This is a genomic window from Pseudoalteromonas sp. SR43-5, assembly GCF_014163835.1.
In the GTDB taxonomy this organism is placed as follows: Bacteria; Pseudomonadota; Gammaproteobacteria; order Enterobacterales; family Alteromonadaceae; genus Pseudoalteromonas; species Pseudoalteromonas distincta.
Map to the genome: position 1 here is coordinate 93,732 of NZ_JACJEA010000005.1, position 26,804 is coordinate 120,535.

Here is a 26,804-nt window from a genome sequence, read left to right on the forward strand (position 1 = left end):
AATTCATCAACGTCTTGAAAAAATAACTAAGGAAAGAATATTTTGGCTGAAGTGAAGTCTGTTTTTTCAAGTATTGGAGTGATGGCAGCGCTAACTATATCATCAAAGCTAATTCGTCTTATTATATTAATGATTACTGCAAGGTTCCTAACATCAGAAGATTTTGGAGTAGTTGCAGCTTTTACAATGGTATATACATTAGCTTATGTGATTTCAGAAATGGGAATAGTGAGAACTATAATACAAAGACCTATCATATCCGATAAGCACATTGGTAGCGCTCTATTTATATCATTGACAATCTGTATATCAGTATCAATTAGTTTATTTTTATTTAGTGGTTATATTGCTGCGTTAGTAAACATTCCACAAATTATTTTGCCACTGAAAATATCCTCTTTAATGTTTCTTATACTAGGGTTTAGTAATGTCTGTTCTGCTATTTTTCAGAAAAATAACCAAATATTATTGATAGGGAAATTACAGGCATATGGGACAATATTCGGGAATGTATTTGTTACTGTGCCGCTTCTTTATTTTGATTTAGGTTATTGGTCAATTATTATTGGGTTATGGGTTTCGGAGCTTTTGTCAATAGTAGTAATTACATTTTTAGGTTGGAAATTATTATCATTTAAAATGCGTATTAATGAATGCATGGAAATAATAAAGTACTCGATTGCCTTCTTTTTTAATCACACACTTACCGTTTTGAGCCAACAAATAGATATAGCTATAGTTAGTCGCTACTTTGGGGTTGCTATTTTGGGGAATTATTCTAGAGCAATGCAGCTTATAACTTTCCCAAATCAAATTTATATGTTGGTAGTAGATAGGGTCGTTTTTCCTGTTATGGCAAAGATGGAATCGGATAAAGAGAAGTTAGTTAATTTTTTTACTAAAACTTTTTCAGTTCTATCGTTAGTTTTATGTATCGGTGTACTTATACTTGTTTTTGGCGCTAAAGAAATTGTTGTAGTTATGATGGGTTCTGGCTGGGAAAGAGTATCAGATCTTTTGAGTACTTTAGCTTATATTATTATATTTAGGGCATTAACTTCTTACATGAATTCATTTCTAGCTGCTTATGGCTTAGTTAAGCTTTTAACTTATAAACAGATTTTATCCTTGGGTTTAATGTGTTTAATAATATATTTTCTTACCCCTTATGGAATTGATTTTCTTGCTTATGGAGTTGTAGGCTCATCAATGTTGCAGTTTTTTATTACAGTTTTTTGTATTGTTTATTTCACTGAATTTAAAACATCCTATTTGATAGAAGCTTTACTTCCTACGGTTTTGACAACAATTTTCATAATAAGCCTTTATTCATTTTTTTATTATACATTTGCTTTAAGTGGTCTCCTTAATGTATCTATAACTTTAATTACATATACCTTGATAGGCTTTTTTGTACCAATTAATATTGTCTATACAAAAAAAGGGAATATATTCATCTCAAAATTTCAAAGGAATAATTAATGCCTAGTAACAAAAAAATACTGATATCAACATATACTTATCTTCCAGACATTGGTGGTGTAGCCAAGAATAAATCTACGTTAGTTGATGCTTTTTTACAAAGAGGTTATGAAGTAATAGTAGTAACAAGTACTCGTGGTGATTTAAGTGTTATTGATGATAGGTATGAGATAATAAGGTGTCCTAACATATTTAAATTAATTAAATTATTTTTTTGGGCGGATGCAGTCATATTTTCTAATTTATCAGTTAAGTTAGGATGGCCTGTTATATTTAATAAGCTTTACAAAGCTAAATTAGGTCTTTGCCATCACTCTTCCTCCGCATTTGAGAATAAAAAAAATGGATTTTTAAAACGTTTTATCGGTAATAAAATAATCAAAGAGTCAGTGCATTTTGTTAATAGTAAATACACTATTCAAGATGGAGGCGACTTTTTTAAAACACTTCGTGCTGAGGTTACTTATCCGATTGCTAGTCGTAAAGAAATACCTATAGAGGTCGTAAGTAATTTCAAAAATAAAAAAAATGCGATTTTTGTAGGCCGTTTATCTAAAGAGAAAGGGCCTGAGTTTCTAGTTGATAATATTGATTTGATTAAAAAAAAGCTACAAATTGACAAGTTATATATAGTTGGTGATGGTGAACTTATAGATGTACTGAAGAGTAAAGCTTCTTCAGATGTAATCTTTTTAGGAGCTGTGGCACTAAGTACGGTTTACAATGCGATGGATGAGAGTGAATATGTTTTTGTACCATCCATTTGGAACGAACCGTTTGGCAATGTTGCTGTTGAAGGCTTAACTTCAGGTGCTATTGTTATTTCTTCAAATAACGGTGGTCTACCAGAAGCTTGCGGGGACAATGCTAAATTGTTTGACTTTAAAGTAGATGGAAGCTTTGAAAATGCTCTAGTTTGTGCAAAAAAAATGAGAGATGAATTATTGGAATCAGATATATCCAGAGAAGACTACTTTAAAGCAATTGCAAAACACTTAAAACAGTTTCAAGCAAGTGAAGTTACTGGAGTCATGATAAATAGTTTATACAACTGAAGTGTTTATAATAAATGGTTAGCTAGCGAATTTTAATTTATACGATCTATTACCAATTCAATTGATAAGCCCAAGCTATACAAATTTTATTTTTAATAGGAATTGAATATGATATTAAATAAAAAAATAGTAAGTGGCTCAATTTGGGGTTTCATAGGAAGTGTTTTTTACCAGCTATCTGGTTTGGTTATTTTTGTTGTGCTATCTAGGCTGTTGACCCCTATTGATTTCGGTACAGCAGCGCTAGCAATTGTATTTGTTGAATTAACAAATACAATTGTCAAATACGGATTAGTTGAGGTTGTTGTACGAAATAAAAGTAACGTGAATATAGAGAATAGTATCTTTTTTGCTACTCTTCTAATTGGAATAGCTTCGTCTTTGTTTTTTATTATTGCATCACCTTATTTAGAAGTGCTATTTGAAGCTCCGAGCCTTGCAATATCATTACAAATTCTTTCAATAGTACCAGTAATGCAGGCTTTATCTACAGTACCTGAAGGGCTACTTAAACGCGACTTTAAGTTTAAGGCACTTGCTGTAAGGCTATTATTCTCTTCATTATTTTCAGGTTCAATAGCAATATATCTTGCTTATGCAAGTTATGGCTTTTATAGCTTAATAATTCAGAAAATTATATCTGTTTTACTGCTGTTAATATTAGTGTGGAAATCTATTAGCTGGCGACCTAGCTTTAATTTATCTGCATGTGATATTTTAAATATATTTAAGCAAGGTCAACCTATATTACTAAGCTCTTTAATTGGACAAGGTATATTTAGATTTGTTGAACTTATAATAGGTTTTTTTCTAGGGGTAGCTGCATTAGGCTACTTTAAAATTGCAGGTAAATTACTCGACGTTATTGTACAGTTTACGGTTAAACCAATTGTGGATGTTTCTTTTTCAGCATTTGCTACTTTACAAAGCAATACTAGTGAATTAGAAGCTTGTTTTACTAAATTTATCACAACTACGGCATTATTTGCTTTACCTATATTTGTTGGTGGCTTTGTTATCGGTGACGAAATGGTGTACTTAGTTTTTGGAGATAAATGGTCTGAAAGCGGAGTTATATTTTCTATCTTGTGTTTAAGCGGTTTTAGTGCATCACTAAATTACTTTTTTGCTCCGTTGTGCCATTCAACACATAACTCAAGTATTCCGTTTAGGTTACGTATAGTCGAGTTTATAGTTGTTATTGGGCTTGTTAGTGTTTTTTCTCAGTATTCAATTTATCATGTAGCGTATTCTAATGTTGTAACAACAGCAATATTGTCTTTGGGTATGTTATTAATTTTAAATAAGAAGTTCTGTTTTTCTATTGATGTCATTATAAAAGCATTATTACCTTCGATAGTGTCCTCACTAATGATGGGAGGGCTTTTGTACATAGTATTGTATTTATTTTTTACCGATACAACCCCAACCCTTAAAGTAACTTTATCTGTGCTTATTGGCTGTTCTATATACTTTTTAATTTATAAAGTGATATTCCCTGAAAGAGTGCAGGAAATATTAAATAACCTGAAGAACTTAAAAGGTTGACCTTATGAATAGTGAATAAATTAAATATTTATATTTGCTATAAACTGAACTTTTTTTAAATGCTTTGTCACTGTTTTAGAGGGATTATGAAATTATTGTCTTTACAATTTTTGAGAGGGTTAGCTGCAATTATTGTAGTTTTTTACCATGTTCACGGTTTAATTATTAAACGACACGCCGAGCTAGGTGCTGAGCATTCTTTTTGGCTTACAGAAAACCAGTTTGTAAAGATAGGGGCAATAGGGGTAGACATATTTTTTATATTATCTGGCTTTATTATTTTTTATACATCAAGAAATACAAATGATATAGGTTTATACCTTAAAAAAAGAATTGTCAGAATATACCCTATTTGGTTTGTCGCAATATTTTTTATGAGTTTGCTGGCCTTATTGCCAGGATCTTCAGCTGTGTTTGACGGGCTGCATGTGTTTTATTCATTACTATTGATTCCACATATTTACGAAGGGGCGATTGTTCCTTTTTTAAAAGTAGGTTGGACTTTAAACTATGAAATTATATTTTATATGCTATTTGCACCCACATTGTTGATTGCTGCGTCAAAAAGGTTAGAAGTAATTACTGTTTTTATAATGATACTTTCTATATTTGCACATTTAACTGATTTAAATTTAGCTATTATAACCTTATTAAAAAATCCAGTCTTATTTGAGTTTGTAATAGGTGGTTGGCTAGCAAAACTATACTTATCGGGTTATAGGATATCGAAAACTATTATGCTTGTAGTGGTTATATTTGGGTGTTTATGGTTATTTATGTACTTTATAACCCCCTATTTATGGGAGTACACGTCTTTAATATCAAGAGCACCCATAGCATTATCTGTTTTTATTGTTGCAGTACTTTATACGCCAATAAAAGATATGAAAATTCATAAGTCATTTGTTTACTTAGGTGATTCCTCTTATTCAATATATTTATTTCATATGTTTCCAATAATGGTTGTTAGTGGTGTTTTGGGGCGAAATTTAACTCCTCAAATACAGCATATACCAATAGTAATTACTTGGTTTAGTATTACTTTAATTAGTGTGTTATTTGGGTGTTTTATTTATAATATTATCGAAAAAAACATTAATGTTAGATTAAGGGAATATATATCTAAATGAAAATTTTAATGCTTACATGTCAATATATGCCAGATGTGTTTGGCGGAGCTGAAAAGCAATGTGGGCGAATTTCTAAAGGAATTAAAGCTGAGGGAGTTGATGTACACGTATTAACATCACGTCAAAAGTTTATAGGCAAAGCAAATGAGGTAATGAACGACGTGCCTGTAACTCGGTTATATTCACCAATAGCCCCTGACTTACTTGGTCGCTGGTTACCATTTTCGGTGTATTGGTTAATACGCGTATTAATTTGGGGTATGTTCAATAGCAAAAGCTTTGATGTAATACATTGTCATCAAGGTAAATTTGGTGCTTTTGTGGGTTGTTGCTTGTCGCGTTTTTTTAAAAAGCCAATATTAATTAAGGTAGGCAACTCTAATCAATATATGGATTTTAAGGCTTTAAAATCTAAAAAGATTGTTGGGCCTATAATGGCTTGTTTTGTATTAAAAACTAACCCTACGATAGTCGCAATATCGGGTGTTATCGCGCGAAACTGTAAAGAGTTTGGCTTTAAAAATATTATTAATATACCAAACAGCATAGATAAAAGCTTAATTAACACTGACAGCCCAATTTTAAATGATAAAAATGATTCTGTAATAAATCTTTTTTATCATGGTAGGTTAGAGCAAATTAAAAAAGTAGATGTGCTAATGGAGGCATTTGCATTGCTTACTAAAAAGCATAAGCAAGTACATTTTCATTTAATAGGAAGTGGTAGTGTGCTACCTGCAGCAAAAAAATACATTGAAGAAAATAACCTGCAAAACAAAATAACATTTTATGGTGAGGTTGACGATCCGGTAAACTTTATTAACCAATTTGATATTTTTGTAAATGCTTCTGAGGCTGAAGGTTTTTCTAACTCATTACTTGAGGCTTTATTAGCAGGAAAGGTACTAGTGTCGACACCTGTAAGTGGTGCTGGTGATGCTATTTTCACAGATAAAAACGGTTACATTGCTACAGATTTTAGTGCAGCTGAAATTGCTAAAAGTACAGAAGATGGTATTGCATTACATTATAAAAATAGTGGTGAAGTACAAGCTTTTTCTGAGCAGTTGATTACATCTAACTTTACAGTAGACGTGATTGCTAAAGAATACGTAAAACTTTATAAAAAATTACTTGGAGCTTCTTAGATGAAGGTTTTAATAGGGATGACGCGTTCGGATACTATTGTATCTGGTTCATATAAACATATTTGCCAAATAGGCGAAAAGTTTAGAAACGAAGGTGCCGAGGTTGTATACGCACTAGGTGGTGATGGCGATGCTATAACTAAGTTGCGATCGGCTGGCTTTAAAGTGCATGCTTTAACTAATTTAAAAAGAGATTTAAGCCCGCTAAGCGATATTTGGTCATTGTTAAAATTAATATGGCTGATTATATCGGAAAACCCACAAGTTTGTTCTTGGCATACAGCTAAAATAGGTGCGCTTGGGCGTATAGCTGCAATGCTTACTTTTAAATGCTCTTATTATGTACCCCATGGTGTGCCTTTTGTTAACACACCTGAAAATAAAGGCTTTAAAAAATATGAGCGACTTGAAAAGTTACTTTCGTATTTACCTTCAAAAATTATAGGTGTGTGTGAGTTTGATAAAAATGAGTATTTACGAATAGGCGTGCCCGACAAAAAGCTGTTAGTTATACGTAACGGTATGCTTGGTAAATTTAACGATACGTGGGAACTAACCGACAAACCCGTCAACTTTATTACCGCAGCTCGTTTTGAAGATCAAAAAGACTACACCACGCTCGCTCAAGCGTGTGGCTCTTTATTAAGTCAAGGCAAACCATTTACGTTAAGTATATATGGCGATGGCCAGTACGAAGCTAAAGTAAAGCAGTTGTTTAACAACTTTCCTGAAGGGGTAATAAACTTTTGTGGCGTGGTTGATAACTTTGCTGAAAAACTAACTCAAGCTGATGTATTTATACTCTCTAGCTTTTGGGAAGGCTTACCACGCAGCATTATTGAAGCAATGGCATGTAAAAAAGCAGTAATTGCATCTGATGTTGGAGGCTGTTCTGAGCTAATAATTAAAGGCGAATCGGGCTATTTAATCCCTATTCGTGATGCATCTACAATGGCTATTGCTATGTGTGAATACATTAATAACAAAGCCAAAACAGTGTCACATGGTGATGTTGCTTATGAACTGTATAAACAAAAATACTCGCTACCTGTAATGCTTGAAAGCTACGCAAAAGAATATGGCGTACTAAAAAGTGGTGTAAATAATTAATATGCCTATTAAATTATCACTCATATGCCCTGTTTATAAAGTAGCTGAATTTATACCTGATTTAATGCAAAGTTTGCAGCAAGGTATTAATAGCGAGCATGTAGAGGTTATTTTTGTTGATGACTGCTGCCCTGAAAACTCAATAAGCCTTTGTGAGAGCTTTATTTTAGAGCATAAATCAGACATAAAATTTAATTCAACAATAATTAAGCAACCCATTAATAAAGGCCAAGCTGCTGCCCGTAATGCCGCATTGCTCATTGCAAAAGGTGAGTATATTGGCTTTATAGATTCTGACGATGCAATTGCCTCCAATTATTGGGATGTACTCTCACCTTATGTAACAGCGGCAACAAATGACATAATTGAATTTAGTTTTGAAGAGTTTACTTCTGTTCTCCCCGCTAGGTCTACTCTGGTACTAACCGAGTTAGAGTCATCAAATTTAAACCCGTTTTATAGTGGTTTTTTTGTTTGGACTCGTTTATACAGAAAAAGCATGTTGAATGGTCTTATTTTTCCTGAAGGTATGATTTACGAGGATGTTTTTTATAATGTCCAGGCTTTTTCGAAGGCCAGTACAACAGTGAAAATATCTTCTGTTTTGGTTTATTACAGAAAAAGGGCTGGTTCTACAACTAGCTTACGCACTTCTACTTATTCTCAATTGTTACTCAACTTAGTTAATTCAGTTAAAGACACTATTGAGCTTTTCGATCGTAAAAATATTGTTACTTCAGAGGTTGCTAGGTTCTCTTTACTAACAGTATTAAAAGGTTCTAAAATTAAAGATAGAAAAGACAGACATCTATTTTATAGGCAATGCTTAAAAATAAATGATTCGTTTAAACCTTTATTCCTTAGATATAATGACTCTACTATTGAGCGTTTAAAATTTAATTTCACCTATTTTTGCTGTTTCATTGGGCGAGTTTTGTAATTTAACTGCGTATTTAAAATTAAAGCTTATTATGGATAATAAATGAAAAAAATAGTACACATTACAAATGATCTACAGCGTCTAGGTGGTGTTCAGCGTTTACTTGTTGATTTAATGACGCTACAAAACAGTGATTTTAAGTTTGAGGTGATTTTAACACGTGGTAAAAACGAATATGTTGATGAGTTAAAAGCTTTAGGGGTAGAGGTATTCCATAAAAACGACTTAGGTTTTTTAGGTGTTATAAAGCGTTTAAATGCAGCGGATTTAGTGCATGCCCATTTATACCCATCAATTTATATTGCGTACTTTACAAATACGCCAACAATAGTTACAGAACATAACCCGCATTACAGGCGCCGAGATTTACCCTTTATAAAAAGCCTTGAAAGTATTATTTACAAAAAATTTAAAAAAATAATTTGTATATCGGAGGGCGTTAAAACTAAATTTTTAGAAAGCATTAAAGCCGATAGTTCAAAGGCGTACGTTATAAATAATGGCGTTAATTTAGAGCGATTTTCTCAAACTGCTAAAACACTAAGCGCCGATTCTAAAGTGATAAATATAGGCATGGTTGGTCGTTTTGCACCACAAAAAGATATAAAAACCTTATTAAAATTAATGACATTGCTTGATGAACGGTTTGTACTTAATTTAGCAGGCGATGGCGAATTAAGATCAGAGTACGAAGATTATGCTTTAAGCCTAGGTGTAAGTAACAAAGTTAAATTTTTAGGGCAAGTTAACGATATACCCACTTTTTTAGATTCATTAGATGTATATATACAATCTTCCCACTGGGAAGGGTTTGGTATTGCAGTAGTCGAGGCAATGGCAGCCGGGTTACCATCATTTGCTACTAATGTTAAAGGTTTAAATAATGTAGTTGTTGATCAAGGTTTATTTGAAGTGGGCGATACACATACTTTAGCTGATAAAATAAACACGCTGGTTAATGATACTAATTATTATAATGAGCAGTCTGTAGCAGCGCTTAAAAAGGCAACAAGCTTTTCAATTAAAAATACAGCTATTGAGCACACTAAAATTTATAATAGTGTGTTAAACAATGTTTAGTATTAAAATAAAAACCCTTGAATGTGTGCTTTTTTTAATCAGTGCTATGATAATACCATTGTACTTTACTGATTTTAGATTAGATGCTGGCGGTCTTATTGTAAGATTGTCTGATATTTTAGCCTTATTTTCGATTTCTATTTTTTTATTACTACTATTAAAAAATAAAATACTTATTAATTACCCCGTCGGTTTTAACTATATATGTATATTTGTAATATATTGTTTTTTTAATGCCCTAGTGCAAGTAGGTTTGACTAAAGCTATTATTGCTACTGTACAGTGGATGCTAATTCTTTTCACTTTAGTTGTGGTATATACAATTGCTGTCAAAAATCCTGAAAAATTTAGGGTAGTTTTTATAAAAACTCTGTTAGTTATTTGCTTTGTTACCTTGATTTACCACCTCATGCATGGGCAATTAACTCGGTATAAGCTTTTAGGTGATGCTAAATATGTTTTTGCATTAACAGGTGTGATACTTATTAGTTGCGCTTATTACTTTGACGATAAAAGCTACTTAAAGCCCTTGATTTTTTTGTACCCGGTGATATTACTCTCCTTAGAGCGAAAAGGGATTTTGGCATTTCATATGGTTGCCTTTTTTTATATCTTCATCACTATAAAACCGTTAAATAAATTTATAATGCTGGCCTTATGTAGTTTAACTGTACTTCTATTGGCACTATTTTATGATTTATCGTTTTTAAATAATTTTACTTTTTTCGAATATTCAGACCTCGAAATGCTCTACCTAGATGAAGAGCAAGCTTTGTGGATCTCCAACCTGCATAGGCAGTCATTATTAACAAATGGTTGGGATATACTTACTACCCACTTTATTTTTGGTGTAGGACCTAAAATGCTCCCCGTTTACATGGGTGATTACTTTATTAATCAAGGGCTTGCTTTATATACACATAACGTTTTTTTAGATACTTTAATTGAGCAAGGAACAATTGGCTTGTTTTTATTAATTTTACCTTATTTTGTTTATGTTATTCACAGTGCAGAGCTAAGAAACCGAAAAGATAAAATGGTTTTTATTGCTTTATGCTTATACTCTATTTTTATGTTGTTTTTTATGTCTGGTGGTGCACCTTCAATGATTATTTTTTACTTACCAATTTTTAAAGGTTTTATTGCCAACAGGGCGAGTGATTAGCTTGTTACATTTATTTAAATATATAACAACGTGGAGTAGTTAATGCCTACTTTATCTGAAGACCCAGCAATAAGAAGTTTATTAAATAGAATGCCTCAAGGCGTACAAAATAGCTTTAGCGAAGAGCAGTTATCTCACCTGAAAATAGCTATTGGTGCCAGGCAGTGGGGTGCCCATTCAGTTGATTGCAGAGGTGTTGTTAGATTATTTAAGTACAGATATTACTTTGTATTATTAGCTGGTCGAAATAGGCGGCAATTAAGTGCTACCGAAAAAAAAGCCTCTGCTATAGCACAAGCCACTGTAGTGACTTTAGGTTTTTTTATACTGTTATTATTTATTTATTTATTGAAGTCGGCGTTAGGTATTAACCTGTTTGAAGGTTTTTCATTTGGTATATGGAGTTATGTAAAAAGTTTATTTTTATAGTTTAAGTATAAACAAAATTTAAATGTTTATATTTGTTTATATTTTATCAATCGTAGGTTAATTTGATTACGGCCTGTTACACTAATTTAAGTTTTTAAAAACGACATTATTGAATACAGATAAGTAATACGTTAATATTAATTTATAACTATGTGGATATTTATTCACTGTACTTTACTTAGGGACTAAAAGTATGAAGTCGTCAAGGACGTTTAAGCCTAATAGCTCATCCGATGCTAGTTTTTATCGTTTGTTCGATATATTTGCGTTATTTTTAGCCTTTCAATGCTCTGCACTCTTTTATAGTTTTGAGCTGACAGCTCATTATATGGTGGCGGTTTTAACCGTTGCTCTAAGTTTTTTATACTGCGCCGAAATATTCTCTGCTTATCGCTCTTGGCGTGCTGGCAAATTTAAAACAATGGTCTTATGTGCTTGGGGGTCATTGTTTATTGCTTTTAGTATTTTATTTGTCATATCTTTTATGTTTAAGTTTACTGAATCGCTTTCGCGTATTGGCTTAGGTTTGTGGTTTTTACTTAGTGTGGTTTATTTATATATATGGCGCTTTGGAGTGCAATTATATAAACGGAATCGCCGTAGTTTAGGCATGAACTTACGCAACGTTGCTATAGTAGGGGCTACAGAGTCCGCGGTTTATTTGTATGACGAGATTGAAAAAAACGATGAGCTTGGTTTTAAGTTTTTAGGTTTTTTTGACGACCGCAAACCAGAGCGACTATTTAATAATGTAAAAACGTACGAAATATCTGGAACTATTCAAAATGCAATATGTGCCGCCCGCGAAGGCAAAATCGACATACTTTATATAGCACTCCCAATGAAGGCCGATAAGCGTATAGCCGATTTGTTACTCCAACTTGGCGACACCACGGTCGACGTACACTTTATACCTGACTTTTTACTCTCAAATTTAATACATGCCCGTGTTGAACACGTTGGCGATGTAGACACGCTAAGTGTTTTTGAATCTCCTTTTATTGGTGCTCGTGAGTTTATTAAACGCACCGAAGACATAATAGTATCGTCAATTATTTTACTGCTTATATCTCCTATGCTTATTGCTATAGCGTTTGCTGTTAAGTTTACTTCTAAAGGGCCTGTAATTTTTAAGCAAGACCGATATGGGCTTGATGGGCGTAAAATTAAAGTATGGAAGTTTCGCTCAATGTCGGTAACCGAAAATAGTGCAGTGGTCACTCAAGCCACCAAAAACGATGCCCGTATTACAAAGTTGGGTGGTTTTTTGCGCCGTACTAGCCTTGATGAACTACCGCAATTTATAAACGTGTTAAAAGGTGATATGTCGATAGTAGGGCCACGCCCACATGCCGTTGCCCACAACGAAGAGTATCGTAAAAAAGTTGAGTTTTACATGTTTAGGCATAAAGCTAAACCAGGCATAACCGGATGGGCACAAATTAATGGTTGGCGCGGCGAAACCGATACGCTTGATAAAATGGAAAAGCGCGTTGAATACGATTTACATTACATAAAGCATTGGTCTTTATGGTTAGATGTTAAAATAATTTTTATGACAATTTTTAAGGGATTTAAAAATGCAAATGCATACTAAAAAATCAGTTATACCTTGTGCTGTAGTTTTACTGTCGGCAACGTTGTCAGCTCCTGCATTGGCCGAATTTACGCCAGGCAGCTTTATGACCAAAGATGGTGCCGAAATTACCCCAGTTTTGCAAACGGGATTAAGTGTTAACGATAACGTTTTTAATACGCCAACCGACGAAGAGTCGCGCGTAATTTGGACTATTTCGCCAGGTGTTGCAGCGGTAATAGACGATGGCCCCGATAGCTACAAATTAAACGTTGGCACCAGTAGCTCTTTATATAATAAAGATTCTGTTGATAACTTTACTCAAGTTAATTTGGGTGCCGGCATACATAAAGAGCTTACCAGCCGACACGTTTTTGATATTAACGGCACTGCTGATTGGCTGTACGAGCCACGAGGTACTGGTTTAACGCAGGGCTTGGGTGATATTGTTGACGAGCTAATAAAATACCAACAACAAGATATTACTGGTACTTATAAATTTGGTTCGCAAACATCTAAAGCACAATTAGAGTTGGTGTCTGGTTTTTACAGTAAAAAATACCAAAATTTTAGAGCTACATCACAATTTCGTGATTACGATAAAACGTTAATTGGTGCAAAAGGGTATTATAACACGCAAGCTGCAACACGATTGTTTGTAGAAGTAACCCGCGATGACTTCCGATACGACGTTTTAGAGGCTAGTGGTGTTTCACGTAACTCTGACGATATTAAAGTACTTTTTGGTATGGAGTGGGAAGCAACGTCACTTACCTCTGGCACTTTTAAACTTGGTTACCAAAATAAAGACTTTGATGATAACCAACGTGAAAGCTTTAGTGGCTTAAGCTGGGAGGCTGGCATTACTTGGCAACCTTTAACTTACTCAACATTTGATTTTACAACCAGTAGAGCGGCAACCGACCCTCTGCTTGAAGGCGATTATATTAAAGAAAGCACCTACGGCGTTAAATGGAAACACGATTGGAGTGACTATTTAGCCTCTGTAGCAAGTGTGAGCTATATAGATGAACAATACACTGGCGATATTGGCCGTAATGATAAAACAAAAAGCGCTCGACTTGGTTTAAATTACCAAGCTAATAACTTTGGTTTAATTTCGACCTATATTGACTTTATTGATAAAAACTCAAACCAGCCATTAATTGAGTTTGATCGTGTAATAGTGGGTGTTAACTTTACGTTTGCTTTAAAGGCTAATTAATGAACTGTAAATTTTTTTTTAGTGCTGTTTGCTTGTTGCTAAGTGGAGCTTGCTTTGCACAAACGGCGCAAGACTATGTGTTAGGCCCTGGTGACAAAGTAGAAATAAAAGTATTTGGTGAGCCCGATTTAGAGGTTACTGCATTGTTAGGTAATAGTGGTGAGGTTAATTACCCATTTTTAGGGGCGCTTAAACTTGCTGGGCTAACTACCTTTGAGGTTGAAAAGTCAATTGCTAGTGGCTTACAGCCTGATTATTTAAAAACCCCGAGTGTATATGTTCAGGTTGTTGAGTATCGACCTTTTTATATTCATGGCGAGGTTAAATCTCCTGGTGCTTACCCTTATCAGCCAGCTATGACAGTTAATCAAGCCGTTGCATTAGCGGGTGGTTTAACTGAGCGGGCATCAACTGATAAAATTTATATTTTTAAAGAGCAAACTAAGCAGCAGCAACAAAAAGGCACCCTTAATAGCCAAATTGCAGCAGGCGATACAATAAAAATAGAACAACGCTTGTTTTAAGCAGTTTTAAAGGCAGTAAATAATGAATAAGTTTGAGAAGAATTCAATTGATAGCGAAGACGTTATCGATTTCACTGTTTATCTAAAGGTTTTACAGCGTGCTAAGTGGCGTATTATTGGCTTTTCGGTAGTTGTTACGTTGTTAACAATAATGTTTGCTTTAACACTTGTGCCGCAATATACGGCATCTGCTACTTTACTTATTGAATCAGAGCAATCTAAAGCGGTTAGTTTTGAAGAAATTTATGGTCTTGATACTACAAAAAAAGAGTATTATTTAACACAATTCGAAATACTTAAATCTGACAGTATTGGCCGAGAAGTAATTACCAAGCTTAATTTAGAAGAACATGGCGATTTTATTCCTAAACCTAGTTTAATGGGGGAAGTTAAAGGCTATGTAAAAGGTTTACTGCCTTTTTTAAATAAAAATGAAGAAAGATATTTATCTGCAGAAGAAAAAGCAGAGCAAAAAATGCTTTTTTTATTGAGTATTTATAAATCTAAGCTAGGTATTGAACCAATCAGAAATACCCAATTAGTAAATATAAGCTATGAGTCGAGCGATCCCGCTTTAGCCGCTTTAGTTGCTAATGCTGTAGGCGATATATACATAGAAAGCCAAATGCGCGCGAAAATGGGAATAACTCAACAGGCTTCTAGTTGGTTAAACTCGAGGTTATCGCAACTTCGTATTCAGCTCGATAACTCAGAAGAGCGCTTACAAGACTTTAGAGAAGATCAGCACCTTATTGATATTGAAGGTATAGCAGGCCTTGCAACACAAGAACTTGAGCAAATATCGGCTCAGTTAATTGAAGCTCGAAACGAAAAAAACAAGCTTGAGAGCATTAACAGAGTTATAACCGAATACGGCAACAATAACCTTGAGTTATTAGGCAGTATGCCTGAAATAACATCGCATAATGTTATTCAAAACGTAAAGCGTGACGTAGTTACCGTTGAGCGTAAGTTAAGCGAGTTAAGCGAAGTTTATGGCCCTAAACACCCTAAAATTATATCGGCAAGTGCTGAGCTTGTTACCGTAAAAAATAATCTTAACAAACAAATTAAAGGCCTAATTACGGGTATTGAAAAAGAGCTTAATAGGGTAACAAGAACCGTTGGTGCCCTTGAAAATGATTTAAATAATATTAGGGCGCGTTACCAAGATATTACCCGTAAAGAAACTCAATATAACCAGTTAAAACGTGAAGTAGAAACTAACCGCAATATATTTAATACGTTTTTATCACGTTCTAAAGAAACTGAAGTAACAAGCGATTTTACCTCTGCTGCAGCGCGTTTTACCGATCGAGCTTATGCTCCAAATAACCCAAGTAAACCTAATAAAAAGCTTATTGTTGTGCTTGCGTTTGTAGCGAGCTTTGTTTTTGCTTTAGTTATGAGCTTTATTTTTGATGCCCTTAACGATACCGTTAAAACAAAACCAGACGTAGAAAGCAAGTTAGCTCAGCGAATGCTTGGCTTATTACCACAGGTAAGTTTACCTAAAAAAAGTGTATTGCCTATGCATGCATATCTTGACGAAACCTACAGGCGCTTTGCAGAGTCAGTACGCACATTTCGTACAAGTTTACTTTTAACTCAGCTTGATAAACAGCATAAAATAATTGCAGTTACCTCTACATCGCCAGGTGAAGGTAAAACAACAACATCTTCTAACTTAGCCATATCGTTAGCTCAAATGGGTAAGGTACTGCTAATTGATGGTGACTTACGTAAGCCAGCTATTGCTAAGCGATTTGAAATACCGGTTTATCACCCTGGTTTAACCAATTTAATAGTAGGTACCGAAGAGCTAAGTGAGTGTGTTCACATTGATGAAAAATCAGGTGTAGTAATAATGCCAAGCGGGCAAATACCAAGCAACCCACTTGAGTTATTATCAAACATTAAGTTTACACAGTTGATTGAACACCTTAAAACTCAGTATGACCATATAATTATTGATACACCACCAACACAAGCTGTGAGTGATGCATTAGTAATAGCCCAAAGTGCTGATTCGGTAATATATGTTGTAAAATCAGACGTTACCCGTATAAAACCAATTAAAGCTGGCCTTGAGCGTTTATTTGAAGTAAAAGCGCACGTAGCGGGTGTTGTGCTTAATCAGGTGGATATGAGTAAGTCTAACGATGAACACAGCTATGGCTACTACGACTACCACGATTACTCTAAAAAACCTGAACCAGAAAACACTTAAACGGCTTATTAAATTGTGATTGATATACACTCACACATTTTGCCAGGTATTGATGATGGCGCTAAAGATTTAAACGAGTCTTTAGCGCTATTAAAAATGGCGCAAAGCGACGGCATAACACATATTGTTGCTACCCCACATATTCATTTAGGCCGGTATAATAATTCGGCTCCTCAACTATTGAACGATTTCACCTACTTAAAAGAAGCTTGCCTAGCCCAAAATATTAATATAAATATTGCAGTAGCTGCTGAGGCTCGCCTTGATGTTGAGTTAATGCCGCTTATTTTAACTAATAAACTTCCGTTTATTGGCAAAAAAAATGGCTTTAATTATTTATTGTTAGAACTACCTCATTCACATGTGCCTCAAGGGTACGATAAATTTATTACCTGGCTTGCTAAACAAAATATTAAAGTGGTTATTCCGCACCCAGAGCGAAACCGTGATATTCAGTCAAACTTATTTTACATCGAAAAACTAACACAGTTAGGATGTGAGTTTCAGTTAACAGCGTCTAGTATTGAAGGGCTTTGGGGAGAGAAAGCTCAATACATTAGTGAACATATGCTTAAAGCTGATTTAGTGAGTTACATTGCATCTGACGCGCATTCGGTAAAGCGCAGGCCACCTATTTTAAGTAAGGCAAAAAAACGAGTAACCGACATGCTTGGTGAAAGTAAGTCGCATGCACTGTTTGTAACAAACCCTAAGTGTTTAACTGAGGTATTGTTTAATGTTTAATCGGCTGGCTTTTAAGCGGTTACAACTTACTCTGTTGGCAATAGTTACACTCATTATTTGTTATTTTAGTGTGCAAAGTATGCGCGCTAATGCTTGGTATTTTAGCTCACTAAATACAGTACAAGAGCTCAGTAACACCTCACCCCTTGATGCACCCGAGGCTTATAGTAATGAGCTCAACAAAGCCCAAAATGCTATTAAGTTAGCCATAGAGCTTGAGCCCGAACATGCCCATTATTCACATTTTTTAGCGTATATTAAGCTTCTTGCTTTAGCTAATACCGATCAAACTGGGCAAAGCAAGCTCAATACTGAATATAAAGAGATTCAATCGCTTTTACTCCATTCTACCCAGATTAGAAGCTCATGGGCTGAAACTTGGATTGAGCTTGCTAAAGTTACTAGCTACCAACAAGGGCCAAGCAAGCAAGTTTTAAAGTATATTGATCAGGCAAAAAAAGTAGGCCCATACAAGCTTGATGTGCATTTGGGTATTATAGAAATTTCATTAGCAAATTGGCAGCACTTACCTCCTGAGTATAAAGCACTGTACATAAACTCTTTAAGTATGGCTGCCCAGTATGGTTATCGATTTAACCGTATTTACACTATTGCTAAACAATTAAATCAACTACCTACTTTGTGTATGTCGCTACAATTTGGCGCTGCGTATACAAAACTTAAACAGCGTTATATTTACACACAAAACTGCAAATAAAAACGCCCAGAGGCTTATAAAAAACCTCTGGGCTATAAAGTGACTCTAAATTGAGCCTAGCGTTAACTAAAACACTTTCTTGGTTCGTTAGGGAGAAGAAGAAAGTATATTAAGCGTAGCTTACCTTAAAGATTTGTACAGTTTATTTTAGTTGGTGAAAATTATTGTTCATTAGTCTGTGTGAAAAACTATTAATTTATATGCGATTTTTGAAGAAATATTTAATTTCTCAATGGCTTAATGTAGCACTAATAATTAAAATTTTGTCTACCTCTATTCCTGTTCAAGTCTTAGCTTCCACCAGCGGTAGCTTTTTCCAGATATAAATAAAGCTGGAGTGTTATTTTCAAGCGGGTGCTTATTATCAGCTACAATGGTTTTTGCAATTGTTATGGGGTGATCAAAAAAGATACGCTATTAATTTCTTAGTATTTGGTATTGCATGTGAATTTCATTCAAAAATATTTATACTCAGTCTATTAATGTCACTATTTATGCTATATACGGAGAAATAAAATGTATTTGAGAACTAATCTTGCAGTTGTCGTAGTGTTATATAAAAAAGAAATTTTAGACTCTAAGACACTATCAGGTTTGGTAGAGTCATCAATTGATTTTCAAGGTTCTAAATTAGTTATTTGGAATAATGGGCCTTCAAAATTGAAATCACACAATGTAACTGATTTGTTGAATAAAGGCTTGGAAGTAGAAATTAAAGAAACAGTAAAAAATGAATCATTAGCTAAAATTTACAATAGATTTATAGCATCTAATTGTGCTGATAATTACATGATTTTAGATGATGATACAGAGTTAAATGAATCTTATTTGAAAAAATCTCTAGCTTTAAAGTCCTCCCAACTTGGCGTGCCCTTAATCTTGTTTGATGGAAATATAAAAGGCCCAAGAGTTAATAACTCGATCGTTTCACACGAGCATTATAAGTGTAAGTCGGTGGATAAAGTTTTAGCTGTAGGAAGTGGCTTGGTAATAGGAAGCCAATTCGCTCAGTTAGTAAGTAGTAAATATGGAAGTGTATTTGATGAACGTTTTTATCTGTATGGGGTTGACACTACTTTTTGCTTTCGAGTTAATAGTTTATCGTGTGGAGATAAAGTTATCCTCTTACCTTCGTTAAATCATTCTTTATCAAGGTTAGAAGTTGAGTCTAGAAGTGTTGTGGAATTTAGGGTTAAAGAGAGAGGGTATGATATCGGGCTTCAATGGAGATATTATTATCCCATTTATAAGTGTGTATATAAAATATCAAGAGCTTTCATAATTAATACACTTATATTCCTTAAGCTAAAAAGAGGGCCGTTAAATCTTAAATATATTTTAAAATCCTTTTTTTTAGGTGCTCATTACCGAAGTGAAAAATAACTCGTTATGATTTTTTATGGTGATATTTGTTAAATGTTAAATTCTAAACTAGTTAATAACCAAGGATATTTCTAATAGTGAAAATGATTTCAAAACTATTTACTAATAAATTAATAAAAACAGTATTTTTCGTAGCCTCCGGTACTGCTGGAGCTCAGTTGATAACAGTTTTATGCTCGCCCATAATAACGCGACTATATGGCCCTGAGTTATTTGGATTACTTGGGAGCTTTATTGCTATGGGCAGTATGATTTTACCAATTATGGCTTTTAGTTATTCTATGGCTATTATATTACCTAAAAAGAATCACACCGCAGTTCAGTTATTACTCTTATCAATTTTTCTTTCCATAAGTATTTCATTTTTAATTTTTTTAGCTTTATATTTTAATTCTTCTTTTATTCTTAACTTTTTTGCTTTAAGTAATCTTCAATGGATGGAGTATATAATTCCTTTATATCTACTTTCTCTTGCTGTTTTTGAAGCTTTCACATATTGGGCATTAAGAAAGAAAATGTTTTTTACTAATTCAAAGTTGATTTTGTTCAAGTCTATTTTAAGCAATGGTTTAAAAATTTATGCGGGTTATTATGCTAAAACTCCTGTTACATTAATAGTAGTAACTACAGTTGTTACACTAATGACTATTTTTCTTTATATGTATGTATTTAGAAGCATACTGTTTAAAGGTACAATAAAGGTTATGAAATTTAGATATTATAAATTATTGGCGTTTTCTTATTCTGATTTCCTTGTGTATAGAACGCCACAACGCCTTTTATCAGGTATTAATCAATCTTTACCTATAATTATGTTATCTTCTCTATTCAGCCCTAGTGTAGCGGGTTATTTTACCCTATGTAGAAGCATTCTAATGATGCCACTTAACTTAGTTGCAAAATCAGTTAGTGATGTACTTTTTCCAAATGTTAATGAGCGTTATCTTAATGGTCAACCTATATTTCCTCTTTTATTAAAAGCAACTTTTTTGTTAGCATTAGTTGGCTTGATTCCTCTAATAATTATTGTTTTATACGCACCTCCACTCTTTATGTATATCTTTGGTGAGCAGTGGTATCAATCTGGTATTTACGCGCAGTGGTTTAGTATTTGGTTGTTTTTTAACTTTATTAATAGACCTAGCTTAACTGCAGTTGCAGTGTTGAAATTTGAAAAGTTATTGTTACTTAATAGTACATTGAATTTTATTTTAATATTTTCAGCCTTATACTTTGGGAATGTTATTGGCGATGATATTATTACTATTGCACTATTTTCTTTAGTCGGGGTAATACCTCAATTAATAATAATCCTAGGTGTCCTTACAAAGGCAAGGAACCATGATATATATATAAAAGGGATTTCGAAATGAAAAAAATTGTTTTATTTGGAGCGTTTGATCGTTATAACTACGGTGATAATTTAATGCCTATACTTTTCAATAAATTTATTGAGAAATATCGGCCTGAAATCCTACTAAGTTATGAAGTTCAATATGCGGCGATAAGTAGTTCTAAACTTTCACATTATGAATGTGAACCTAGTAAAAAAATGAATGAATTATTAAATGCTCTTGATGAAGGTTCTGCAGTTATAGTAATTGGTGGTGAGGTCTTGTGTGCAAAAAACTCAGTTATGTATTTACATATGCAGAATAGTTTATTGCATAATAAAATACTTGGTTATATTAAAAAATTAACAAAGAAGTATTTTTCTTTATATTCAGATCTCATTTATTCTACTAAATGGGAATACCCTTTTATTGTTGATCCAGCAAATTTCAACTCTTCAGTGAAAGTTATATATAATACTGTTGGAGGGAGTATTTCTGAATTAAACTCTAAAGATAAAAGAATAATAATAAATCGTTTAAATAAAGCGAGTTATATATCTATTAGAGACACTAGAACGAAAGAAGAACTTGAGCAAATTGATAATACAGTTTTATCTCCAGACTCTGCTTTTTTAATGTCAGATTTAATTGATAATAGTACTTTTTATTCTTTAATATCAGATGAGATCAAGCTTGATTGTGATAGTGATTATATAGTATTTCAAGCTGCACCAAAGAAAGTTGGTAGCTCAATGAGTTATATTGTTGATAACTTAAATAAATTATCAGAAAAGCATGGGAAAAAAATAATTTTATTACCAATTGGATATGCTTCAGGGCATGACGATTATCAGTATTTATCTAAATTAAGTAGAGAACTAAACTGTGATCATAAGCTTTTATATAATCTAAACATTTGGGAAATTATGTTTGTGATTAAAGAATCATCATTATTTATTGGGACTAGCTTACATGGTGTAATTACTGCAATGGCATTTGCAAGACCTCATATAGGTTTAAATCCTAAAATTAGAAAGTTAGATAGTTTTATTAAAGATTGGAGTATAAAGCCGTTTAATAAATGTCAAGATATAAGCTCAGCAGATAATATTTTAAGAAATGTCGACAAGAGCACTTTTACATTGTTAGAAGAAAATAGAAATAGAATCAATAAAATGATATTAGAAAACAATAATAAAATAATTGATGTAATTGTCTGTAAATAAGGCCTAAAATAAAGACTTAGCCAAAATGAAGATCAATCTGTGGTTGATGCTTTCATTAAATTATATGTGATAATCTATTTATTGATTATCCCATATGGCTAGTTTTCGTATTTTTAGCTTTTAAAGTTCAGAAGTAATTGTAGCGATAGTTTATCTAGCCCGTAATAATTCAGTCTGTTCGCAGCAATTCTTGAGGTTTTGTATATCTATATTTCTTTCACTGGTGGTGTTTTTTATCCCAGGTTGTTTAGAAGGTAAGAGTAAACGATATACACAACAAAAAACTGCCACTCATATGTAATGAGTGGCTCAATTTTTCCTCGGGTGAATGTGCAAACCAGTATCTTTGTTTGAGTCATTGGTTGTTATGCTTGCTTATCCTGCAGTTGTGAACTCTTATCAGGCTGTAATAACAATAATGTATTTAAATAATATATTTTTAGCTTGGATAAATTAAAACCTATTTCTGATATTCATTCTATCCTAGACTTCTTGAAAAGTGGTACATTTAGCTATTGTCCCAACAACCTCTACTAGCCCATTTTCGCTGGAATCTGATACGGAATAACATTTGCTATATACTTATCTCTCTGCAAAGAAACCCATAATAAATTCCAAGTGCATCTTATACCAATTCCATTAATTAGTTGGTCATATTAATCCATGATCTTGAACAGAGTGAAATGACTCTATTAATATCATTTCTAAAATTGTTCCAAGCGATTGAGAACTTTTCTTCAATATCTTCATAGTTTGCGAAAGCACGGTTGGCAATTTCATTTTGTCTCATCCAAGACCATACTTGCTCAATTGGATTTAACTCTGGCGAATAAGGCGGAATATGAGTAATACTGATATTCGGAAATTCTTTATCTAAGTACTCTTGATGCCAATTTGCACCATCCATTACCACTACAGCATGACGCCCTGCCGCTGTTGCTTTTGAAATGAGTGCTAAGTGCTCTTTCATTACTTCCATGTTACTAAAGGGAGCAATAATCGCTTCAGTTTTACCATTAGTTGGGCAAACCGCCCCAAAGAGATACGCATAAGTATATTGTTGTTGCTTTACAACACGTGGCCTTGAGCCTTTTTCAGCCCAAATTTTAGTGGTGGTATTTTGCTGACCAAAACGCGCTTCATCTTGAAACCATACGTCGATACGGTCTAAAGCAACATGACCAGGGATCTTAAGGAGCGTTTTTATTTGGAATTTTTTTAAAATCTTCTTGCGCTTCAACTGACTGTTTAGGGTGCTTCGAACGGGTTGTTATCCAACTTAAATTTAATGCATGCAAAATAATGTAGATATTTGATTTTTTATATTGAATACCAAACTCAGTAAGAATATATAATGCTACATCTTTCCCCTGAAGCCTTCCACCATCAGGCTTTACAGAAGAATCCATGATAAATTCTTTTAGTTGTTGTAGCTGCCTATCACTCAATGCTTTTCTGCGGCAAGTGTGCTTTTTTTCTTTTAGTCCTGAAATACCGTTATTTAAATAAGCTTGAACCCACTTATTAACACTTGTCCGACTTACCTTTAAGTATTCAGATATTTTGGCTCTACTTTTCCCACCTAAGAAATGAGAAATAGCTAATAAACGAAGTCTCAATCGGGCATCTGATGTTGAAGTAATCATTTTATCTAAGTCTTGTGTCATATTTCACTACCTATAAATAGAAACTTACTAGATCACAAAATTAATGGAATTGGTATTATTATCTACAACCTTAATAAAAGTAATATTAAAGTAAGAAACTTGACTCGGTTTGGTACTGTAAATTGTTGTTCTTGTATATTTTTATCGGTGTGTACTCGTGAGTGGTCTTTATATTGATGATCAAAAAAATGAACGTTTTTTAACTTTTATTTTTCTTCAACAAGTGAGTTGGCATTAATCTTCTCGCTTAAGAAATACCACATATGGTTCTAGCATCCGGAGAACCTTTACCTTCTTCGTAAATGATTTTACTACAGGCAATATTTCAACCTTTCTTGGCTTAATACTCGTATTTACTTTGTCCAATTCTCTCCACTTAAAATGCATTTTTTAAGCTCAAAAATCTCTAGTTTTTCTGGCTCGATCAATTTTTTTTACTTGTCACGTCATTACGTTAATCATTTAACTGAGGCAAGCCCTTTATCTAACGAGGACTTCCCGATATTCGTGTCTCTGCCGTTTCTCGTATTGACTGTTTTTCACCGACTACTATAGTTTGCACTCAATTTTTAAATTGTATATAAAACTGGGGCTTCTTCTTTTAGTCAAAATTGCATCTAACTCCAATAAATTCCAAGATAGTAACTGGGCAAATGAACTATAGTATTACAATTGTTTACTTTTGTTTGAGCGAATTAAATTATATAAGATCGATATTTAAGTATAAAAATCGTAAAAATATTAATAGCCTCTAGTAATTTATATTTAAATTCTTCTAAATGACAAGATAATGTTTCAGGGGATAATTAATTTAATACTTAGATAATTGCAAAAATTGCTTTTCCGGGTCAGCATATTTTAACCCCAACTTATTAGCTGCGTATTTTGCACTAGATCTCGGGGTAGTGAGTTTTTGATCTTATCCTTTTTCATTCCTGCCGCCTACGAGGGTAACTATACCGCGTTAAAGCCATCTTACTATTTAGTCATAAACGACAAGTTCTCCTACTTAATGAGGAATATAATTATAATTCAGAGAGTAATATCTTCCATAGTTTATGATGAAACTAGTCTAATAATGTTTATTCAGTTTTTCCTCAGCCTTAACTATTCCTTTTCTGAGCTTTGATTTATTCCTAATTGTTCATGAATACTTCATCAAATACAGGCGAAATAATTTTAGTCCCATACAAATTTAAATGATCATCGTCGAAATAGAGTGGTTTTCCATCAATGTCTCCATGGCAAAACTCTGAGTCACATAAAAACGGGATTGGGTTTAATATTTTAGCTCCGCATTTTTGAACCGCTTTATTTTGCATCTCATACGCTGTTTCTTGACGAGTGTCATACTCTAATTTAGGAAGTTTTACTCTTTCCATTTGGTTTTGAGTTAGCGTTGATCTAAACATAGATCTAGGTACATTAATTTTTAACTCAGGTACTGGCCTCAATAAATATACAGGATTATTTTCTGATAACTCACAAATAGTATCGACCATGTGCGATACCAAATTTTCTCTATAAGCAACACTTCTTGTTTGGAACCTTTTATCAACAAAACTGTCTGGGGGAGTACTGATTTTATCTTCGTTACGACCGATTAAGTTTAATGATGTTCTATTAATAATTATTATGGGTATACCGGTAAACTCATTACCAGCACGTATGATTAATTTACTAATTAGTTTACCGCAAGAGTCATCTATAACGTTACCTAGCCTGTCTGTAGTATAAAGCCCCTTTATGGTATTACAGGCGCTCAATCCCCAATCGATCACAGAACCATTATGTAGTTTTGCTTTAACACCAATACCCTCAATTAAGGCTTGTGCATGGCTATCACCTAAAACGATAGCCTTAACTTCACCGTCACCATATCTACAAGACGGAGAATCTCCATCGATAAGTGAACCACAATAATGCTCTCGGTTATTTCTATGCATACCATTAGTAACTATCAATTGTTCAGAGGTTAGCCTAACCTCACTATCAAAACCGTTATTTGAAATAACTATGTATCCAGCTATTCCAACAGTTAATGCTAAATATAGCGGTTTACACTTTAAATAATCTAAACGTTTATTAAAATCACTTTTGAACTTAATTTTTTCAATATATTTGTTACTTAAAAATCCAAGTAGTACTGACAATGCAATGCCGATATAAATATAATTATCATTTAAAGAAAAATAATAAATGATTACAACTAGAGGCCAATGCCATAAATAAATCGAATACGACCATGCACCTAGTTTTTTAAAGACAATATTACTTGTGACGATACTATTGTTGCGTTGTGCTTGAATAACAAGAAATGCACCTAAAACAGGGAAAAAAGCAAAGTAACCAGGCCAAGGTGTATCTTTTGAAATTAAAAAGTAAGAGCCTAAAATAAGTACAATACCGGTCCATTCAACTAACTTTTTTTGTTTGTCTTTAATGCTAAATGGGTACAGGTATGCAACCCCACCTAGCAACATTTCCCACACTCTTGTGGGTAATAAAAAGTAAGCGCCTTTGGACCATTTATAAGTGACCAGAACACAAAATACAAAGCCTAAAATAGTGCTAAATAACACTACCTTTTTCATCATGTCTATAGATATAAATTTATATAGTGCAACAAGGACTAATGGGTAAATAAGATAAAATTGCCATTCAACAGATAATGACCACGTATGTAATAACCATTTTTCGCTTGCTAAGGCATCAAAGTAGCCTGATTCTAGCCAGTATGTTACGTTTGATACAAATGTTACACTGCTAGCGGCATGTTTTCCTAATGCTTTATAGTCTTGAGGGGTAAGGTAAAACCAACCTAAAATTAATAATATAATGCAGAGAATGGCGAGCGCTAGAATAATCCTATTTGCACGTGCAACATAGAACCTTAAAATAGAAAATTTTGTTGTTCTAATCCTTTAAATATTATCCCTGTCATTAAAAAACCGGAGATAACAAAAAATACATCTACGCCTGCAAATCCACCAGGCATCCAAGATGAGTTAAAATGAAATAAAACAACAGCAATAACTGCTATGGCCCTTAAGCCATTAATATCTTCCCTGAACTGCAAACTATTATTCC

At 33.5% G+C, this 26,804-nt stretch carries 22 protein-coding genes; 19 read left to right on the forward strand and 3 right to left on the reverse strand.

Annotated features, from left to right (window positions below; genetic code table 11):
- Window positions 1-51: 51 nt before the first annotated feature.
- The 19 genes from H5090_RS04550 (at window position 52) to H5090_RS04640 (ending at window position 22,047) form a co-directional block, all read left to right on the forward strand.
- Window positions 52-1,482, forward strand: a complete 1,431-nt coding sequence (locus tag H5090_RS04550) for an oligosaccharide flippase family protein (RefSeq protein WP_310736304.1) — start codon at window positions 52-54, stop codon at window positions 1,480-1,482.
- Window positions 1,482-2,537 carry a glycosyltransferase family 4 protein gene (locus tag H5090_RS04555; RefSeq protein WP_182695120.1) on the forward strand — a complete coding sequence of 352 codons (1,056 nt, stop codon included), beginning with the start codon at window positions 1,482-1,484 and terminating at the stop codon, window positions 2,535-2,537. The genes H5090_RS04550 and H5090_RS04555 overlap by 1 nt, the downstream gene beginning before the upstream one ends.
- Window positions 2,538-2,645: 108 nt before the next feature.
- On the forward strand, window positions 2,646-4,085 hold the full coding sequence (locus H5090_RS04560) for an oligosaccharide flippase family protein (protein WP_182695121.1): 1,440 nt from the start codon (window positions 2,646-2,648) through the stop codon (window positions 4,083-4,085).
- 86 nt (window positions 4,086-4,171) lie between these two features.
- A complete protein-coding gene (locus H5090_RS04565) occupies window positions 4,172-5,215 on the forward strand; it encodes an acyltransferase (protein WP_182695122.1) in 1,044 nt (347 codons plus the stop codon).
- A complete protein-coding gene (locus H5090_RS04570) occupies window positions 5,212-6,363 on the forward strand; it encodes a glycosyltransferase family 4 protein (protein WP_182695123.1) in 1,152 nt (383 codons plus the stop codon). Before H5090_RS04565 ends, H5090_RS04570 begins: the two co-directional genes overlap by 4 nt.
- A complete protein-coding gene (locus H5090_RS04575; RefSeq protein WP_182695124.1) occupies window positions 6,364-7,473 on the forward strand; it encodes a glycosyltransferase family 4 protein in 1,110 nt (369 codons plus the stop codon).
- Window position 7,474: 1 nt separating this feature from the next.
- Window positions 7,475-8,413 (forward strand): glycosyltransferase family 2 protein, encoded by a 939-nt coding sequence (locus tag H5090_RS04580; protein ID WP_182695125.1) that lies wholly within the window; start codon window positions 7,475-7,477, stop codon window positions 8,411-8,413.
- 42 nt (window positions 8,414-8,455) lie between these two features.
- Window positions 8,456-9,493 carry a glycosyltransferase gene (locus H5090_RS04585; RefSeq protein ID WP_182695126.1) on the forward strand — a complete coding sequence of 346 codons (1,038 nt, stop codon included), beginning with the start codon at window positions 8,456-8,458 and terminating at the stop codon, window positions 9,491-9,493.
- On the forward strand, window positions 9,486-10,658 hold the full coding sequence (locus H5090_RS04590; protein WP_259395047.1) for an O-antigen ligase: 1,173 nt from the start codon (window positions 9,486-9,488) through the stop codon (window positions 10,656-10,658). Before H5090_RS04585 ends, H5090_RS04590 begins: the two co-directional genes overlap by 8 nt.
- A 42-nt stretch (window positions 10,659-10,700) precedes the next feature.
- Window positions 10,701-11,087: a 3-phosphoshikimate 1-carboxyvinyltransferase gene (locus H5090_RS04595; RefSeq protein ID WP_182695127.1), complete on the forward strand. Its 387-nt coding sequence runs from the start codon at window positions 10,701-10,703 to the stop codon at window positions 11,085-11,087.
- Window positions 11,088-11,280: 193 nt separating this feature from the next.
- Window positions 11,281-12,684, forward strand: coding sequence for an undecaprenyl-phosphate glucose phosphotransferase (locus tag H5090_RS04600; RefSeq protein ID WP_182695128.1), 1,404 nt, complete (start codon window positions 11,281-11,283; stop codon window positions 12,682-12,684).
- Window positions 12,668-13,888 (forward strand): outer membrane beta-barrel protein, encoded by a 1,221-nt coding sequence (locus H5090_RS04605; RefSeq protein ID WP_182695129.1) that lies wholly within the window; start codon window positions 12,668-12,670, stop codon window positions 13,886-13,888. The genes H5090_RS04600 and H5090_RS04605 overlap by 17 nt, the downstream gene beginning before the upstream one ends.
- Window positions 13,888-14,412, forward strand: coding sequence for a polysaccharide biosynthesis/export family protein (locus H5090_RS04610; protein ID WP_182695130.1), 525 nt, complete (start codon window positions 13,888-13,890; stop codon window positions 14,410-14,412). The genes H5090_RS04605 and H5090_RS04610 overlap by 1 nt, the downstream gene beginning before the upstream one ends.
- A gap of 22 nt (window positions 14,413-14,434) precedes the next feature.
- Window positions 14,435-16,642, forward strand: coding sequence for a polysaccharide biosynthesis tyrosine autokinase (locus H5090_RS04615; protein ID WP_182695131.1), 2,208 nt, complete (start codon window positions 14,435-14,437; stop codon window positions 16,640-16,642).
- 15 nt (window positions 16,643-16,657) lie between these two features.
- Complete coding sequence (locus H5090_RS04620; RefSeq protein WP_182695132.1) at window positions 16,658-17,386, forward strand: tyrosine-protein phosphatase; 729 nt, start codon at window positions 16,658-16,660, stop codon at window positions 17,384-17,386.
- Complete coding sequence (locus tag H5090_RS04625; protein WP_182695133.1) at window positions 17,379-18,104, forward strand: VpsP family polysaccharide biosynthesis protein; 726 nt, start codon at window positions 17,379-17,381, stop codon at window positions 18,102-18,104. Before H5090_RS04620 ends, H5090_RS04625 begins: the two co-directional genes overlap by 8 nt.
- A 516-nt stretch (window positions 18,105-18,620) precedes the next feature.
- Entirely contained in the window at window positions 18,621-19,487 is an 867-nt protein-coding gene (locus tag H5090_RS04630; RefSeq protein ID WP_182695134.1) for a hypothetical protein, read from the forward strand.
- 83 nt (window positions 19,488-19,570) lie between these two features.
- Window positions 19,571-20,860 carry a lipopolysaccharide biosynthesis protein gene (locus H5090_RS04635; protein WP_259395051.1) on the forward strand — a complete coding sequence of 430 codons (1,290 nt, stop codon included), beginning with the start codon at window positions 19,571-19,573 and terminating at the stop codon, window positions 20,858-20,860.
- Window positions 20,857-22,047, forward strand: a complete 1,191-nt coding sequence (locus tag H5090_RS04640; RefSeq protein ID WP_182695136.1) for a polysaccharide pyruvyl transferase family protein — start codon at window positions 20,857-20,859, stop codon at window positions 22,045-22,047. The genes H5090_RS04635 and H5090_RS04640 overlap by 4 nt, the downstream gene beginning before the upstream one ends.
- Window positions 22,048-22,690: 643 nt before the next feature.
- Here the strand turns inward: H5090_RS04640 and H5090_RS04645 are convergent.
- The 3 genes from H5090_RS04645 to H5090_RS20800 form a co-directional block, all read right to left on the reverse strand.
- A protein-coding gene (locus tag H5090_RS04645) for an IS630 family transposase (protein ID WP_404936422.1) occupies window positions 22,691-23,714 on the reverse strand; the annotation gives its coding sequence in 2 pieces (ribosomal slippage) (window positions 22,691-23,266 and window positions 23,268-23,714; 1,023 coding nt in all).
- 1,136 nt (window positions 23,715-24,850) lie between these two features.
- A complete protein-coding gene (locus H5090_RS21000; RefSeq protein WP_310736305.1) occupies window positions 24,851-26,635 on the reverse strand; it encodes an acyltransferase family protein in 1,785 nt (594 codons plus the stop codon).
- The gene (locus H5090_RS20800; RefSeq protein WP_259395048.1) at window positions 26,608-26,793 is read right to left on the reverse strand and encodes an acyltransferase; all 186 of its coding nucleotides are present in this window, start codon (window positions 26,791-26,793) and stop codon (window positions 26,608-26,610) included. Before H5090_RS20800 ends, H5090_RS21000 begins: the two co-directional genes overlap by 28 nt.
- Between the last annotated feature and the right edge of the window lie 11 nt (window positions 26,794-26,804).